This window comes from bacterium, from assembly GCA_024226335.1.
Taxonomy (GTDB): domain Bacteria; phylum Myxococcota_A; class UBA9160; order SZUA-336; family SZUA-336; genus JAAELY01.
Window position 1 is genome coordinate 41,971 of record JAAELY010000488.1, and the last position, 15,244, is coordinate 57,214.

Annotated in this window: 15 protein-coding genes; 9 read left to right on the forward strand and 6 right to left on the reverse strand. The window is 63.5% G+C overall.

The genetic code is table 11. The annotated features are described in order from the left end of the window. The first annotated feature begins 15 nt into the window (after window positions 1-15). The 7 genes from murB (at window position 16) to GY725_23250 (ending at window position 7,902) form a co-directional block, all read left to right on the forward strand. Window positions 16-891: a UDP-N-acetylmuramate dehydrogenase gene (murB, locus tag GY725_23220; protein ID MCP4007103.1), complete on the forward strand. Its 876-nt coding sequence runs from the start codon at window positions 16-18 to the stop codon at window positions 889-891. After that, window positions 888-1,640: an FtsQ-type POTRA domain-containing protein gene (locus GY725_23225; protein ID MCP4007104.1), complete on the forward strand. Its 753-nt coding sequence runs from the start codon at window positions 888-890 to the stop codon at window positions 1,638-1,640. The genes murB and GY725_23225 overlap by 4 nt, the downstream gene beginning before the upstream one ends. Before the next feature lie 3 nt (window positions 1,641-1,643). Beyond that, a complete protein-coding gene (ftsA, locus tag GY725_23230) occupies window positions 1,644-2,873 on the forward strand; it encodes a cell division protein FtsA (GenBank protein MCP4007105.1) in 1,230 nt (409 codons plus the stop codon). Window positions 2,874-2,968: 95 nt separating this feature from the next. Further along, the gene (gene ftsZ / locus GY725_23235) at window positions 2,969-4,129 is read left to right on the forward strand and encodes a cell division protein FtsZ (protein MCP4007106.1); all 1,161 of its coding nucleotides are present in this window, start codon (window positions 2,969-2,971) and stop codon (window positions 4,127-4,129) included. A gap of 68 nt (window positions 4,130-4,197) precedes the next feature. Further along, window positions 4,198-5,187, forward strand: a complete 990-nt coding sequence (locus GY725_23240; protein ID MCP4007107.1) for a hypothetical protein — start codon at window positions 4,198-4,200, stop codon at window positions 5,185-5,187. Between the two features lie 347 nt (window positions 5,188-5,534). Then, entirely contained in the window at window positions 5,535-6,803 is a 1,269-nt protein-coding gene (locus tag GY725_23245; protein MCP4007108.1) for an MBL fold metallo-hydrolase, read from the forward strand. Window positions 6,804-6,843: 40 nt separating this feature from the next. Then, a complete protein-coding gene (locus GY725_23250) occupies window positions 6,844-7,902 on the forward strand; it encodes an ADP-ribosylglycohydrolase family protein (GenBank protein ID MCP4007109.1) in 1,059 nt (352 codons plus the stop codon). Window positions 7,903-7,914: 12 nt separating this feature from the next. Here GY725_23250 and GY725_23255 read toward each other — a convergent pair whose 3' ends face one another. Together GY725_23255 and ndk are read right to left on the reverse strand one after the other, a co-directional pair. After that, on the reverse strand, window positions 7,915-8,292 hold the full coding sequence (locus GY725_23255) for a carboxymuconolactone decarboxylase family protein (GenBank protein ID MCP4007110.1): 378 nt from the start codon (window positions 8,290-8,292) through the stop codon (window positions 7,915-7,917). 75 nt (window positions 8,293-8,367) lie between these two features. Next, window positions 8,368-8,784, reverse strand: a complete 417-nt coding sequence (gene ndk, locus GY725_23260; GenBank protein ID MCP4007111.1) for a nucleoside-diphosphate kinase — start codon at window positions 8,782-8,784, stop codon at window positions 8,368-8,370. Window positions 8,785-8,890: 106 nt separating this feature from the next. On the opposite strand from ndk, the gene GY725_23265 reads away from it, so the two are divergent. Beyond that, window positions 8,891-10,315: an NAD(P)-binding protein gene (locus GY725_23265; protein ID MCP4007112.1), complete on the forward strand. Its 1,425-nt coding sequence runs from the start codon at window positions 8,891-8,893 to the stop codon at window positions 10,313-10,315. Between the two features lie 29 nt (window positions 10,316-10,344). On the opposite strand, the gene GY725_23270 is transcribed toward GY725_23265, so the two are convergent. The 3 genes from GY725_23270 to GY725_23280 are packed head-to-tail and all read right to left on the reverse strand — an operon-like array spanning window position 10,345 to window position 13,754. Beyond that, on the reverse strand, window positions 10,345-10,923 hold the full coding sequence (locus GY725_23270) for a nucleotidyltransferase family protein (GenBank protein MCP4007113.1): 579 nt from the start codon (window positions 10,921-10,923) through the stop codon (window positions 10,345-10,347). Window positions 10,924-10,965: 42 nt separating this feature from the next. Beyond that, complete coding sequence (locus GY725_23275; protein ID MCP4007114.1) at window positions 10,966-11,910, reverse strand: MoxR family ATPase; 945 nt, start codon at window positions 11,908-11,910, stop codon at window positions 10,966-10,968. Further along, entirely contained in the window at window positions 11,910-13,754 is a 1,845-nt protein-coding gene (locus GY725_23280) for an AAA domain-containing protein (protein MCP4007115.1), read from the reverse strand. Before GY725_23280 ends, GY725_23275 begins: the two co-directional genes overlap by 1 nt. 242 nt (window positions 13,755-13,996) lie before the next feature. On the opposite strand from GY725_23280, the gene GY725_23285 reads away from it, so the two are divergent. Beyond that, entirely contained in the window at window positions 13,997-14,596 is a 600-nt protein-coding gene (locus GY725_23285; GenBank protein MCP4007116.1) for a histidine phosphatase family protein, read from the forward strand. A 23-nt stretch (window positions 14,597-14,619) separates the two neighbouring features. Here the strand turns inward: GY725_23285 and GY725_23290 are convergent, their stop codons facing one another. Beyond that, window positions 14,620-15,177, reverse strand: coding sequence for a hypothetical protein (locus GY725_23290; protein ID MCP4007117.1), 558 nt, complete (start codon window positions 15,175-15,177; stop codon window positions 14,620-14,622). Window positions 15,178-15,244 lie beyond the last annotated feature (67 nt).

Sequence of the window (15,244 nt, forward strand, 5' to 3'; positions counted from 1 at the left end):
AGAGCGCTGGGCGATGTGCTCGGCAAGCAGGTGGCCTTCGACGAGCCGCTGGCAAAGCACACCTCGTTGCGGGTGGGAGGCCCTGCCGATGCACTCGCTCGCATTGATGACCGCGACAGACTGGAACGCGTACTCGAAGTCTGTCGGGAGTATCAGCTCGACCCGCTCGTACTCGGCGGCGGTTTCAACACACTGGTGCGAGATTCCGGATACCGAGGACTGGTTCTTCGTCTACAGGGATTGCGCCAGATCGAGTATCGCGACGGCGTACTCCACGCGGGGGCCGGAACCTCGCACTCGAGTATCTCGCGCTTCTGTGCGGACCAGGCGCTCACCGGCCTCGAATTCGCCGCAAGCATACCGGGAACCGTGGGGGGATGGATCGCGATGAACGCAGGTACCCGCGAACGGGAAATGGCAGACGTCGTGGCCCGAATCGAGGTCGTCGATCCCGAGACGGGCGGGGTCGAAGTGCGGGAGCGCGAAGCCCTGTCATTCAGCTATCGGCGCACGGAACTCCCCCGAAGCGAGATCGTCGCGGCCGCCAGCTTCGAGATCGAACCGGGCGACGCCGAGGTCATTCAGCAGATCACACGCGAGTTGCTCGAGAGTCGGCGCGAGACCCAGCCAGTCGACCAGCGATCGTGCGGCTCGGTCTTCAAGAACCCATCTGGAGACTCGTCCGGCCGGTTGATCGAAGCCGCCGGGCTGAAGGGCGCACGACACGGCGGCGCCCAGATCTCCACGATTCACGCGAACTTCATCGTGAATCGGGGGGACGCGACGGCTTCCGACGTGCTGGCGTTGCTCGAGCGCGCGCGCGAAGAGGTCGCGGGCCAGTTCGGCATCGAACTCGAGCCCGAGGTCTGCATTATTGGAGAGGAAGCGTGAAGAAGGACAAACAACGCGCCCAGAAACCCAAAGGCCGCCGCTCGAAACTCACTCTGCTCGGGGTCGGCAGCCTGGGAATCGCGCTGGGCGCGGGTATCGCGATCGCCGCGAATCTGGGAGGATTCGACCCAGAGCACTGGGCCACGCAGCTGCGTCAGCCGGCTCTCCGGCTGCGACACGTGGATTTCGTAGGTCTTTCTGCGCTCGAGGCCGAATCCCTCTGGGGGCAGACCGGTATCGAGACGGGTACGGCCATGATCGATCTGGATCTGGACTCGATCGAGCAGCAGATCAAGCAGCACCCGAGGGTAGCGCGCTGCGACGCCGTCCGACTTCCCCCGAACCGATTGATCATCGGCGTGCGAGAACGCGTTCCGGTCGCGGTCGACGCCGAGACGCTTCAGGGAATCGATGCTCAGGGCGAGCGTTTCGCGATCGCCGAGTCCGAGGCGGTTGGGATTCCGCGTATCCGGGGTACGGCTTCGCGAGCGCTTTTGCTCTTGGATGCGGCGGAGAAACTCGGTACCGAGATTGAATCCATCGATGCCCAGAAGGACAACGACGTGCACTTCGTGTCGCGCAGCCCGTTGGCGCTGGTACACGTGGGCAGAGATCCGATGGTGTCACTCGCGAGCTGGCAGCAGATCCAACGCAGTGGTCTGATCGACGGCTACGGCGCGAAAGAGATCGATCTGAGATTCCCGGGGAGTGCGGTGCTGCGCAGATTGTCGGTCAAGAGGGGGGACTGAGCTATGGCTCGAAACGATGAGCTGATTGTGGGTCTGGATGTGGGCACGACCAAGATCTGTGCGGTGATCGCAGAAGCGAAAGAAAACGGCCTGGACGTGATCGGGATCGGCACCCATCCATCGGTTGGAATGCGCAAGGGAGTGGTCATCGACATCGACGCAACGGTCGACTCGATCCGCAAAGCCGTAGACGAGGCCGAACTGATGGCCGGTTGCGAAATCAACGCGGTCTACGCGGGCATCGCGGGCGGGCATATCGAAGCCCATAACGAGATCGGCATGGTGGCGATCAAGAATCGCGAGGTCAAAGCGACCGACATCAAACGGGTGATTGAGCAGGCCCAGGCGATCGCGATCCCGGCGGATCGCGAGGTCATCCACGTGATTCCCCAGGAATACGAGATCGATGGCCAGGACGGCATCAAACACCCGCTGGGAATGTCGGGCGTGCGTCTGATTGCCAACGTCCACATCGTCACGGCTGCGGTGACTTCCGCCCAGAATGTGATCAAGTGCTGCAACAAGGCCGGACTCAACGTGATCGACATCGTGCTGGAGCCGCTGGCTTCGAGCGAAGCGGTCCTGGTTCCAGATGAAACCGAACTCGGGGTCGCGCTGGTCGATATGGGTGGCGGAACGACCGACCTGGCGGTTTTCCAGAACGGTTCCATCAAGCATTCGGCCGTTCTCAGTCTGGGCGGCTACCACCTGACCAACGACGCGGCCGTGGGACTGCGTACGCCCTTCGACCAGGCCGAGCAGATCAAGCGGCGCTTCGGCTGCGCGGCAGCCCGTTATCTGCCGCACGACGAACTGCTCACCGTACCGAGTGTCGGCGGACGAGCGCCCCGCGATGTAAGTCGCAAGATGCTGGCGGAATTTCTGGAGCCGCGCGTCGAGGAAATCCTGACCCTGGTGCGCGATGAGCTGGAGCGCACCTCGTTCCTGAACCGCTGTCCTTCGGGAATCGTCGTGACGGGCGGCAGTAGCGCACTCGAAGGCCTGCCCGACCTCGCAGAAGAAGTCTTCGAGCTGCCGGTTCGCCGCGGTATTCCGACCGGCATCGGTGGATTGGCCGATCGCGTTCAAGGGCCAGAATACGCGACTGGGGTGGGCCTGGCGCTTTTCGGAGCCAAACGAGGCCACCGTCCACGCTTCCGTGTGTACGAAGGTGCAGTTTTTCGCAAGGTTCGTGCACGAATGCGTGAGTGGTTTTACGGAGAGATGAGCTAAACATATGTGGTGAGAGGTTCGAGCCGGTCCCCCCCGGTTACGGCCCTCAGTAATCTACGCGCGGTCGTCGTCCGTGCGTTTTTGGGGGGGATTCCATGATCGAATTCGAGCAGGACGAGGAGCTCCACGCGAAGATCAAGGTCGTCGGTGTCGGCGGTGCCGGAGGCAACGCAATCAACACGATGATCCGAGCCAACCTGGGAGGCGTCGACTTCGTCGTCGCAAATACCGATGCCCAGGCACTCGACCAGAACCTGGCTTCGACGAAGATCCATCTGGGTGATCGCGGCCTGGGAGCTGGCGCCAACCCGGGCATCGGCCGCATGGCCGCCGAAGAATCGCGCGATCGACTGCGCGAGGAACTGGAGGGTGCCGACATGGTGTTCGTCACCGCCGGGATGGGCGGCGGGACCGGCACCGGTGCCGCACCGATCATCGCCGAGATCGCGAAGGAGCTGGAAGCGCTGACCGTAGCCGTCGTGACCAAGCCCTTCCTCTTCGAAGGTGCCGTGCGCGGACGCCAGGCCGAAACGGGCGCCGACGCGCTACACGATGTGGTCGACACGCTGATCACCATCCCGAACGACCGTCTCCTGGCCATGGCCGGCAAGGGGACCGCCATGACCGATGCCTTCCGTATGGCAGATGATGTGTTGCTCAACGCGGTCCAGGGGATTTCCGACCTGATCACGGTGCACGGGATGATCAACCTCGACTTCGCGGACGTGCGCACGATCATGAACGAGATGGGCATGGCCCTGATGGGCACGGGACGCGGGACCGGGGAGAACCGGGCAGTGATCGCCGCCCAGGCCGCCATATCGAACCCGCTGCTGGAAGACGTGAACATCAAGGGCGCGCATGGCGTTCTGATCAACGTGACCGGCGGTCCCGACATGACCCTGCACGAGGTCAACGAGGCCATGTCGCTTGTGCGAGAGGAAGCAGCGGACGATGCCAACATCATCTTCGGTTCTGTGGTTCAGGACGAGATGAAGGACGAGGTATGCGTGACCGTCATCGCCACCGGCCTTTCAGACAGGCGCGCCAGGAGCCGCGCGGCCGATCGGCCCAGCAATGTGACCGAACTGCACCCACAGCAACAGGCCCGGGAGCCGGAGAACGCCGAAGAACTGGCCGAAACGACCCAATCAGCCGTCGGGTCGGAACCGGACTTCCTGTCGCCGTTCGAAGAGGAGTTCGACGTCCCTGCGTTCATCAGACGTCGCGGCGAGTCCGAGGAAGTCGCCGGCTGATCCGTACTGTTCCGAATGAACGGGGCGCGGGGCGCGGTCTGTCGACCGGGCTCCGCGCCCTTTTTCTTTTGAGCGTGTGCTCCCTCGGCCTGCTCGGCAGCGGCTGTACCACCACCTACTCGCCCGCGTCCGCAGCCCTATCACCGGTCAGCCCCGCCGGGGACCCCGCGGCCCTGCAACACGAACCCCTCGATCTGAGCCTGGCGCAAGTCTCACCCGAGCCCATAACGGTCGGTTCGAACATCGCGCTCCGCCTGTACACGTTCTTCCACCGCAAGGGCTACGGTTCCTTCCGGGTCGATTACCCCGGAAGCACGGGAGAACCGGTCATCGGGCACTTTCTGCTGCCTCCGGGCGAAGGTCGACACCCTCTGGTCATCGTTTTTCCGATCCTCGAGGGTTCCCATGTCGTCTCTGAAGGTCTGGCCAAGGCGCTGGTGAACCGAGGCTATGCCGTCGCGCGCATCGAGCGGCGGGCCCTCCCGCTGGAGACCTCGAGCGATCCGACTCTGGTCGCTGAAGCACTTCGGGGCGCGGTACTGGACGCGCGGCGCCTGCTCGATTGGGCCGCCAGCCATCCTCAGGTCGATTCCGGGCGGATCGCAGCGGCCGGGGTGAGCCTGGGATCGATTCAGGCCCTTCTGCTGACGGCGGTAGACCCGCGCATTCGCGGTGGCTTCTACGTACTGACCGGCGGCAGCCTTGCCGAGATCCTCTACGACTCCACCGAGGTACCCGTACGGGTCTTCCGCGACCGGTTGATCGAGAAGCTGGATATGGTCGATCGCGAGAGCTTCGTCGCGACGATTCGCCCCCTGGCCGTGGATGTGGAACCACTGGGCTATGCGGGAATGCTCGACCGGGACAAGCTCTTGATGGCATCCGGGCGCTTCGATCGGGTGATCCATCCCGCGCGAGCGGAGCAGCTCTGGAAAGCCCTGGGCCAGCCGACCTGGATCCGTATTCCATCGGGCCACTACCAGTTCTTTCCCTATTTCTGGTGGGTGACGAATCGCGGTGCAGACCACCTGGATCGCCTCTTCTCTGCCGAGGAGTGATGGTTGTCACAGACCGGCAGACAACCGCGCCCGATGTTGTGTATACGGGTTGAACTCGATCGCTCGGATCGTGGTTCGAGTTGTGGTGGGTCTGGCCGGAATTGCACTCGATTTCACTCAGGTTCGTCGTGGGACTTCCGAAAGGGGAAGAGATGCAAGCTCAAGATATCGAGCCAAAGAGCCACCTGAAGCGAAACCTGGTGATGGTCGCCTTCTATCTGATCGTCATGACGGTCATCGCCGCCGGCTACGCCTGAGCCTCTGACCCCTCCGGGTCCCAGCGACCCGAACCCTCTCGATGTCCCTTCTGCGTATGATGGCTTTCGTCCATCCGCAGGAGTACCGCCATGCCCTTGCCTCTCTGGCGATCTCGACCCACGGCCTTCGAGATGCTGCCAGCGACGAGCGTTCGAAACGGCCCGATCAACGATTTCATCTACCTCTCCGAAGGCAACTCCAACGCCTATCAGGTCGTGACCGACGAGGGCCGGGTCGTGATCAACACCGGCATGGGTTTCGAGGCGCCCGTCCACAAGGCGGTCTTTGACGCGATCGACTCCGGACCGATCCGCTACATCCTGCTGACCCAGGGCCATGTGGACCACGTGGGTGGCGTCGACTTCTTCAGGGAAGAAGGCACTCTGTTGATCGCCCAGGCCAACAACCCCGCACAACAGGCCGACGACGCGCGCATCGGGGCTTTTCGCGCGCGACGCAGCGCCTTCGCTTTCGCCGAGGCTATCGCGAAGGCCAATGAGTACGTCAAGAAGCACCACGGCTCCGCAATCTCCCCACAGAGCCAACCGAAACCGGACATTCTGGTTGATGAGAACTACGCCTTCGAACTCGGAGGCCTGCGCTTCGAGTTGATCGCGGTCCCAGGCGCCGAGACGACGGACTCACTGCTGATCTGGCTTCCCCAGCACGGCATCTGCTTCACGGGCAACGTGTTCGGTGCGCTGTTCGGACACTTCCCGAATCTGGTGACGATGCGGGGGGATCGCTACCGCGACGCACTGAAATACGTCGATACACTCGAAACGGTCATGGCACTCGAAGCGGAAATGCTCCTGGTCGGGCATCACGGCCCGGTCGTGGGTCGCGAGACCATCCGCGCAGAACTCGAGCGCACTCGCGACGCGGTACTCCACGTGCACGACGCGACGATCCAGGCCATGAATGAACGAAAGGATGTCTGGACGGCGATGCGGGAAGTGAGCCTGCCTGCCGAACTCGAGGTGGGCCAGGGTTACGGCAAGGTATCGTGGTCCGTGCGCGCAATCTGGGAGAACTATTCCGGCTGGTTCCATCAGCGATCGACCACGGAACTGTACGCGACGCCTCCTTCGAGCGTACACGCGCAACTCGTCGAGCTGGCCGGCGGGCCCGACGCGGTGGCTGGCGCCGCGCACGGGAGAGTGGAAGCCGGTATGCCCGTTCAGGCGATTCACCTGGCCGAGATCGCGCTCTCCGCCGATCCCGAACACCGCCTCGCCGCAGAGGCGAGCGTGAGTGCGCACCGAGCCCTGCTCGCGCAGAGTGAGAACTTCTGGGAAACCGCCTGGTTGCGCAAAGAGATCCGCAGGCTCGAAAAACGACTGAGCGACAGCAGTTGAATTGGCGAACAGACTGGTGCTCACAACAGAGGAAAGCTCGATGACCCCACTTCGCGATCGCATACGCTCGGCCTGGCAGGGGCGGATTTCCGGTTGTCAGCTCGGAAAGCCCGTTGAACTGCTCGCAATGCGGCAGGGATGGGAGGCCCTGGATGCCTACCTGAAAGGAAACGACGCGTTTCCATTGCGCGATTACGTACCGGCCGCCGAGGACAGCTTCGTGGCCTCGATCGGCCTCGCTTCGTGCCGCGGACATATCACTCGCAGCGAACCCGACGATGACATCAACTACACCACCTTGGCGCTGCTCATGCTCGAAGAGCACGGTCTGGCACTGACGACCGAGGACGTCGCGCGCACATGGTTGTTGCTGCTTCCCGCGGGCGCGACCTTCACGGCCGAGCGCGCCGCCTACCGAACCCTGATGCACCGGGCGCATGAGTGGTTCGCGCAGGGCGCGGAGCCGGGCTTTGACCTGGCCGAGTGCTCCGACAATCCCTACTCCGATTGGATCGGCGCGCAGATTCGGGCTGACCTGTACGGCTGGGTCGTGCCCGGGCGCAGTGCGCTGGCCGCAGATCTGGCTCGACGCGATGCCGCGCTCTCCCATCGCGGCGACGGCATCCACGGCGCCACATTCGTGGCTGCTCTGGGCGCGGCCATACCGGATTCGTCGACGCTATCGGCGGCCGTAGACCTGGCGCTCGAAGAAGTACCGGTCGAATCCGAAACTGCTGCCGCTGTGCAACTCGGTCGCAAACACGCGGGCGACCCGTCCGCCCACGAGACGATTCGCGACTGCTATCGCGGGCTCTCCCCGGTCCATACCGTGAACAATCTTGCGCTGGTGGTCTGGGCTCTGTTGAGCCATCCCGACGACTTCGGAGCGGCGATCGGAGACGCGGTCGCAGCGGGTCTGGATACCGACTGCAACGGCGCGACCGTGGGTGCCCTGTGGGGATTGCAGGGCAAAGCGATCCCCGAAGCCTGGACCGAACCCTGGCAGGGACGCGTCGGACTCTCGCTGGCTGGCTACGACGAGCTTCCCCTCGAAACACTCGTGGATCGCACGACGGCTCTGGCGGAAAAGCTCAGCTAAACAGGGACTCGGCTACGAATTCGAGTCGGCGAACTCCTGCAGCACCTTCTCACTCTCGGACACCAGACCCGAAACACGCGGATAGCCGGCGTATTGCGCCAGGTGGATGACCATCTCCCGCACCTGTTCCGGGTTGAGCTCCTCGTTCTTGAGCGCGCTGCGCACCTGGATCGCCCAGGCCTCGCGTTCGCCAAGCGCTGCGATCACACCCATCGTCACCAGGCGTCGATCGCGTTGCGAAAGCGCAGACCGCGTCCAGACCTCGCCGAAAAGCTGTTCGAGCATGACGTCGAAAAACGGCATGGCTCCAGGAGGTGGGGCCGGCAGATCGCCGCAGTACACCTCGTTGAACTTTTCCAGACCGCGTTCGAATCGCTTCTTGTCCGACATTCCGCCCTCCGTCACGTTTCGTCGGGCCGGAGTATATCCCTCCAGCGGAGTCGCCGTGTCCGGAGAGAGTCGCGTCTACTTGACGATATCGATCGTGCGGAAGAAGTAGGCGATCTCGACCGCAGCGGTTTCTGGCGCATCGGAACCGTGGCATGCGTTCTGCTCGATGTTGCTCGCAAAACGCTTGCGAATCGTTCCTGCATCCGCTTCTTCGGGATTGGTCGCGCCCATCAGCTTGCGGTAACTCGCGATAGCGTCATCGCCCTGAAGACAGCTGACGACCACGGGTCCCGAAGTCATGAACTTCACAAGATCTGCAAAGAAGGGTCGCTCCTTGTGCACCTCGTAGAAGCCTTCCGCTTCTTTCTGGCTGAGGTGGAGCATGCGACTGGCGATGATCTCGAGACCTGCGGACTCGATCATCTCCAGGATTGCTCCGATGTGGTTGGCACGTACGGCATCGGGCTTGATGATGGATAGTGTTCGTTCCATGGCGCGCGGAGGGTAGCCGCGACTTTCTCGCCGTCAACGTGGGACAGCTGCGCCAGCCCCCTGCGGCGGAGCGGCAGAGTCGGGAAAAATCTCCCAGACTCCGGTCATGGATATTTCGCGAAGATCGTTCAATCACCTGGTACTGACGGGGCTGGTGGCACCCCGACTCGGCCTCAGCGCCGCACCGCTTTCCCGCTGGGGCGTCAAGAAGAGCCGGGTTCCCGGCGGGGGTCGCGTCATCGTGATCGGCGCCGGTTTCGCGGGCATCTCGGCTGCGCGTTCACTCCGCGATCGCGGATATCAGGTCGAGATACTCGAGGCGCGCGATCGCATCGGCGGGCGCGTGAGCACGGTCGATGGCCTGGGCACGCCCATCGACCTGGGAGCTTCCTGGTTGCACGGCGGTCCTGGGAATCCGCTCAAGCAAATCGCAGGAGACGCGACGATCCCGGTTCACGTCACCAACTATCGGAATGCCTGGATTCGCGACATCCATGGTGGGTCTTCGGAAAGCCTTTCCAAGAAGAAGTTCTTTGCCAACGATTTCGACCATCTGCTGAGTGAGAGCGCCGCATGGCCCGTCTTCCAGCTTCGCTTGCGCCGATTGCTGCGCATGGGCGGACCGGGAACCACGCTCGCCGACGTGATCGAGCGCAGCGCCGATGAACTCGGAGATGAAGCCACCCGTTGTGTGTTGCGTGAAGCGCTCGAGAGCATGTACGCGTCTCCCGCCGATGAACTCGGCATCGCAGCATTACTACCCGAGTCTCGCACCGAACCCGTGGGCGGAATGCTCGCGGAGGGAGAGGAATTTGTCATCGGTGGCATGGGCCGTGTGCTCGATGCCGTGCGCGGCGATCTCGAGGTGCGCATGGGTACGCCCGTCACACGCGTCTCATTGGACGAATCTGGAGTGGTGGTGCGAGCCGGGGATGAAGAACTGAATGCCGACGCCGTCGTCGTCACGGTTTCCGTCGGCGTTCTGAAGGCGCAGGGCATCGAGTTCGACCCACCGCTGCCAAAGAGACACCAGCGTGCGCTCGAGACACTCGATATCGGAACCATGAACAAGATCGTCTTGCGCTTCCGTCGGCTGCTCTGGCCGAGCCGACTCGACTACTTCTTGACCTGTGGCGGCCTCTGTTCGAGTTACTGGAATCTGAAGCGCTACACCAACGAACCCATACTCGTCGGACTCGCGGGCGGTCAGCGCGCGCTGGAGATCGAGACGATGACGGACAAGCAGATCATCGATCGCGTCGCCACGGAACTGGCTCAGGTCTTCGGTGGCCGGCGCAATAATCCCACCGACTTCAAAATCACGCGCTGGAAGTCCGATCCGTATGCGCGAGGTTCCTATTCCCGTCTGCTGCCCGGAGCGGATGGGACCGAGCGCGATGCTCTCGCACAACCGGTCGAAGGACGGCTGTTCTTCGCGGGTGAAGCCACCGACCCCACTGATCCCAAGACGGTACATGGAGCGTACTGGTCCGGACAGCGCGCCGCGGCCGAGGTTGCCGGCGAAGCTTGATAGGCGAGGCGCGGCTAGCGGGCTGCGGACTAGAGATCTTCAGGTCGATCCAGGTCGCGACCGCGTTGCGGGTCGAGTTCGAGGCTGCGCAGATCCTCGGGATGGGCTCGGATCACATCCCGCCCCCCCTGCCCTGCGCGTAGCGCGAGTAGCTCCTTGGCGTAGCGGCGCGCGAACAGAACCGGATTCCCGGGCCGTCCGGCATAGCTTGCGCGAATGATGCCTTTGGATCCGACTGCAAATTCCGCGATCAGCACATCGAAGTCGCGAGCCAGCAAAAAGGGCTGATCCGCAAGTGCGATCAGCACGCCTGCGTCATCCGGACGCAAGCCTGCGATCGCGGCCCGCACCGATGAAGCGCGTCCGGTCTCCCCCGGGTCGGGGGTCAACACGTCCACCTCGAACGGCTCGACGAGCCGTCGACCGTCGAGATCATCTCGTCGCAACACGACGCTGACGCGACAAGCATGACTCTGGGCCAGTTGCGAGATCACTCGGGTCAGCATCGCTTCGCCGTCGACTTTCAGCAGATGCTTGCCGCCGGGCGGAGCAACCCCTCGCATGCGCTCGCCGCGGCCTGCCGCGAGCACGACGGTGGGGATTCGCACATCCGCCTTCGCGAAAAGAGCCAATGAAACGCCGGCCTCGCTCTACGCCCCGCCCGAAGAGATCGACTCGATCAGTTCGGGGACTCGCTCGTGCACTTCTTCGGGAACTCGAAACGTCGTCATCCAGGCCAGAACCTGCAGGTCTTCGGGTTCGACCCGGTCGCGCCCGGCGAGCAAGGCGCGACCGCGCAAGAGCTTGACCGCCTTGACCAGAAAACTGCGGTCCGTCAGAAGTGAATTGGTTTCGTCACAAGAGTGGTCCACCACCAGTCGCCGGAGAAATTCGAGCAGGGCCTCGATCAGCGCGTCGGGTAGTTCCACGCGCCCGAGCGCCTCGTAGAGTTCATCGAAGTCGGCGCGTCGAAGTACCGGTTGGGCGATCGGTTGCTCCTGAACCGCGCCGTCGGCAAATCGGTCGATCAGGGTACGGGCGGCACTGGCGTCGCCCGATTGAATCAGTCCGCAGACCCGCAACTGAATCGCGAAACGGTCGAGATTCGCCGGGTCCAGCGGCTCGTTGTAGTACTCGTCGCGCATCGGGTTGCTGGTCGCGATCGCAGTCAAGAGCGGAATCGGCTGGTCGCCGAATTGCCGCTCGTTGAGGATCCGCAACAGCACGTTGAGCGCCTCACCGGGAGCGCGCGAGATGTCGTCGAGTACGGCGACCTCCGCGGTCAGGATTCCTCCGGGTTCGATGCGCTGATGAATGCGCTCACCAGACCCGTCGTCGACGGGCCTGCGCTCGAGCACCACATCGCCGACCATATCGGCGAGCCGTGCATCGCGATGCAGTTGATAGAAAAAGAAGCCGAGGCTGGAGCCGCGCGCGGCCAGTTCGGCCATGCGCGTCTTGGCGGTACCGGGCGGCCCCTCCAGATAGATGTGCTCACGACACACCAGCCCGAGCAGGAGAGCGGACTTCGTCTCATCGTGGGCGATCACGTGCTGGTCCAGCAGATCGCGGAGCGCCTTGAGTTTTTCTCGCATCAGACTGCCACTCTTTCCGGAACTTCCAGAACGCTGAGTTTGCCCCCGGGCCTCGGTCGCGCGGTGAAGCGAAGACCTCCGGTCTCCGCGGCGATCTCGCCGAGCACGCGCGGACACTCCCCGAGTCCGAGGAATACCGTGTGTACTCTAACTCCGAGTTCCCGGGCAAGCGCGCGTTCTCGGCGTACCTCGGGATCCCCGAGAATCGGCACGCCATCGGTGAGCAGGACGATGTGGCGATTGCGTCCGCCGATACGGCTGAAATCGGCCAGCGCCGAGCGCAGGGGAGCCTCGTAGTTGGTTCGCCCCTCCGCCCGCCGACTCGCCGCCAAACCCAGCAGCTTGTGATAGCGACGGTGGAAGAAGCGGCCTCCCGCGCTGAAACGTTCGGCATCGTGATTGAATTCGATATAGCCCATGCGCATGCCGCGCTTCGCGCAGGTGCGCACCATGCCCCAGACCACCTGCCCCGCCCAGCGGGAGAGCCGACCCTCCATCGATGCGGAAACATCGCGCAGGACCGCGAGGGTGCCGCCCGCGTTCTCGCGACGCCGCCTGTAGACACGTGGCTGGCCTGGCAAGCGCGCCTCGAGCAGAAGCACGGCATCGACGGGATCGGCATCGAGAATCTCGTCCAGGCGCCGCATGCGTCGATAGCCCCTTGGCTGACCCCCGGGATCATCACCGGTGTCGGCCGCACCGCGCTCGAAGTGCCCGGAGAGCGCACGCAATAGGACTTCGACTTCGGCGGCGTCATCATCGCCCCCCTTCCGCACGGTCGCAGCCGAACCTTCCAGTGTTGTGTCCGCCGTTGCCGACTCGTCCTGTGCGGAAAACCCGGCGGAACCCGCCGCTCCATCGCTGGGCGTCGCTCCGGGACGCGATATTGCGGGCGCGCCTTGTCGGTCGCCTTGTCGGTCGCCTTCGTGAATCACCTCGTCGATCAGCTCATCGACGACGCCTAGCAGGGACTCGGGAATGCGGCGGGCCAGCATATAGCGCAGGGCTCGCAGATCCTGGATTTCGACGCGATCGGCTCCTCGAACCAACGCGTGCGCGCGCAAGATCGAGACCGCCGCCCGCCCGAAGGCGCGATCGGTCAGAAGCGTCGCTCCCTCGCACCCCGCCTGCAGGCGAAGCCTTTGCACGAACTCGAGCAATCCGGAACGCACCGCGAGATCGAGTGAGAGCGCTGCGGCGCGAGCCTGCAGCGCAGTTCGTTCGCGGGTGTCGAGTGCCGGGTCGGCATTGAACGAACCGTTCCCTCGGCACTCGCGCTCGATGACTTCGCGGGCCGTCTGCCAGCGACCTGCATCGACCAGCCCGCGCATGCGCACCTGGACGGCGAAGCGATCGAGTTGAGTCGGTTCGAGCGGATCTGCGTGCACATCCTGGGCATCGGGAATCCCGGTGGCAATCGCACACTCCAATGGAAGTTCGCAATCCAGTGCACGGCGCTCGGCGAGGATTCGCAAAAGGGGTGCGAGCGCCTCTCCTGGAGCACGCGAAAGATCGTCGAGCACCGCCAGCTCCGCGCGGAGCAACGGCCCGGGCAGGAGTTCGCTACGGATGCGCTCCCCACGACCCAGTGAAAGCCGCCTCAACACCGAGTCCCCGAGCAACTCGGCGGGACCCGAATCCCGGTGAAAGCGCACCGCAGCGCTAATCGTCCCACTTTGGTGGGCAAAAGCGCTGGCCAGGAGGCTCTTTCCGCAGCCCGGGGGCCCCTCGAGGTACGCGTGCTCGCGAGCCACCAGCGCCAGGACCAGACCGGTCTTGGCTTCGTCCTGACCGCTCAGAACGTCATCCAGGCGGTCGCGCAGGCGTTGGAGGGGATTGGGCATGCTCGGGCAGGGTACCCGTTGTATGTCCGCCTATGCTCGCCCGGTCGTTCCGGGCTCGATACTCTGCCCCGGCAGCCATCTGCACGGTCACTCGGCTCGAAATGCGTACTCGCACCTCAGGAATCGATCCGTGCTGAACCGAGTAACTGAACCAAGCAACCACTAGCCGTCCGTCGAAAAACCCGCGCTGGCGCCAGGCTTCTTCGACGGGCTGCAAGATCGCGAAATGAGAGTCTGGACAAGTGCAATCCGATACCCGGCAAGCTCGATTGATTCTGGTGCGTCACGGAGAGAGCGAAGGAAACGCCAAGCGCCGTTTCACCCGGTCCCCGGAGGTCCCCCTGACCGAACTTGGACGCGCCCAGGCTCTTCGCGCAGGACAAGCGATTCGCGAGGACTTCGACCCGATAGGGGTTTTTGCCAGCCCGTACCGTCGTGCGCAGCAGACCGCGGAGATCATCGGCGGAGTTCTCGGTCTCGAAGTCGCGACTGAACACGACATCCGCGAACAACATCTGGGTGATCTGCACGGACAACCGTACGACGCGATGCTTGAGACCGAGAGTTACGGCCGCGTACCTCCCTGGGAATTTCGCCCACCTGCGGGCGAGACCCTGATCGAGGTGCAGTCGCGCGCAGTGCCCGTGGTTCTGCGCCTGGCCCGGGAACATTCCCGTGGCGATATCGTGATCGTAAGCCACGGTGGTACGACCCGGAGCGTCTGGGCCCATCTGGAGCGTGACTGGAGTACGACTCGCATCGTTCCAAACTGCTCGCTGCTGATCGTTCCGCACGACGGCACGAGCTTTGGCAAAGCGGAACTCCTTCAGACACAGGATTGAGTCAAGCCCAGCTCGGGCCCGACTCAATCGAAGGAAAAACCCAGATAGCGCTGGCCGACGTCGATGTTCGCTTCTTCGTGTCCCCAGTAGGCAGCTTCACGGGAGAGTAGTTGGCGGCGGCTATTGGGGTCGTCGGGCATCTCGGCGGCGATCGCTGGCGAGACGTTCGCGTTGCCGATCTTTTCGATTCCTGTGAACCAGAGCTTCACAGCACCGGCCGTGTACAGATCGTCGACCAGCCTCTGCACGGCCACGGCATCCCCTTCAAAGAGGATGTTCTCGGGTTTGGCGAGCCATCCCCTGGCCGACTCACAGCGCGAGTTTTTCAGAACATCGAGCGCCCACGTATCGACTTCCGAGGCAAACTCCTCGGGCGTGTAGTACTCCGCCTCCACGTCTTCTGGTTCGACTGGACCGCAGGCGCTCACGATCACACACGTCGCCAGCAGGAACCGAATGAATACGGAAACGCGCACCGCTGGATCTTCGGCGGGTGAGCTTTCGGGCTTGAGTATGCCGATGATCCGGATTCGAGGCAGGGCCATGACGGGCAGAATGGAACTGAAGGTCAGGCCGGTCAAACGGTGTCTGTCTCGCCGCTCCCGAGTCGAGGTGGGCGACAAGCCGGGCTGGCGTGATCTATCCTCT

What these genes read in the sequence shown, in the direction of transcription:
- GY725_23265 (MCP4007112.1), top strand. Translation starts at nt 8,891, where the DNA reads ATGGATATTTCGCGAAGATCGTTCAATCACCTGGTACTGACGGGGCTG.
- ftsA (MCP4007105.1), top strand. Translation starts at nt 1,644, where the DNA reads ATGGCTCGAAACGATGAGCTGATTGTGGGTCTGGATGTGGGCACGACC.
- GY725_23245 (MCP4007108.1), top strand. Translation starts at nt 5,535, where the DNA reads ATGCCCTTGCCTCTCTGGCGATCTCGACCCACGGCCTTCGAGATGCTG.
- GY725_23255 (MCP4007110.1), bottom strand. Translation starts at nt 8,292, where the DNA reads ATGTCGGACAAGAAGCGATTCGAACGCGGTCTGGAAAAGTTCAACGAG.
- ndk (MCP4007111.1), bottom strand. Translation starts at nt 8,784, where the DNA reads ATGGAACGAACACTATCCATCATCAAGCCCGATGCCGTACGTGCCAAC.
- GY725_23275 (MCP4007114.1), bottom strand. Translation starts at nt 11,910, where the DNA reads ATGCGAGAAAAACTCAAGGCGCTCCGCGATCTGCTGGACCAGCACGTG.
- GY725_23250 (MCP4007109.1), top strand. Translation starts at nt 6,844, where the DNA reads ATGACCCCACTTCGCGATCGCATACGCTCGGCCTGGCAGGGGCGGATT.
- GY725_23280 (MCP4007115.1), bottom strand. Translation starts at nt 13,754, where the DNA reads ATGCCCAATCCCCTCCAACGCCTGCGCGACCGCCTGGATGACGTTCTG.
- ftsZ (MCP4007106.1), top strand. Translation starts at nt 2,969, where the DNA reads ATGATCGAATTCGAGCAGGACGAGGAGCTCCACGCGAAGATCAAGGTC.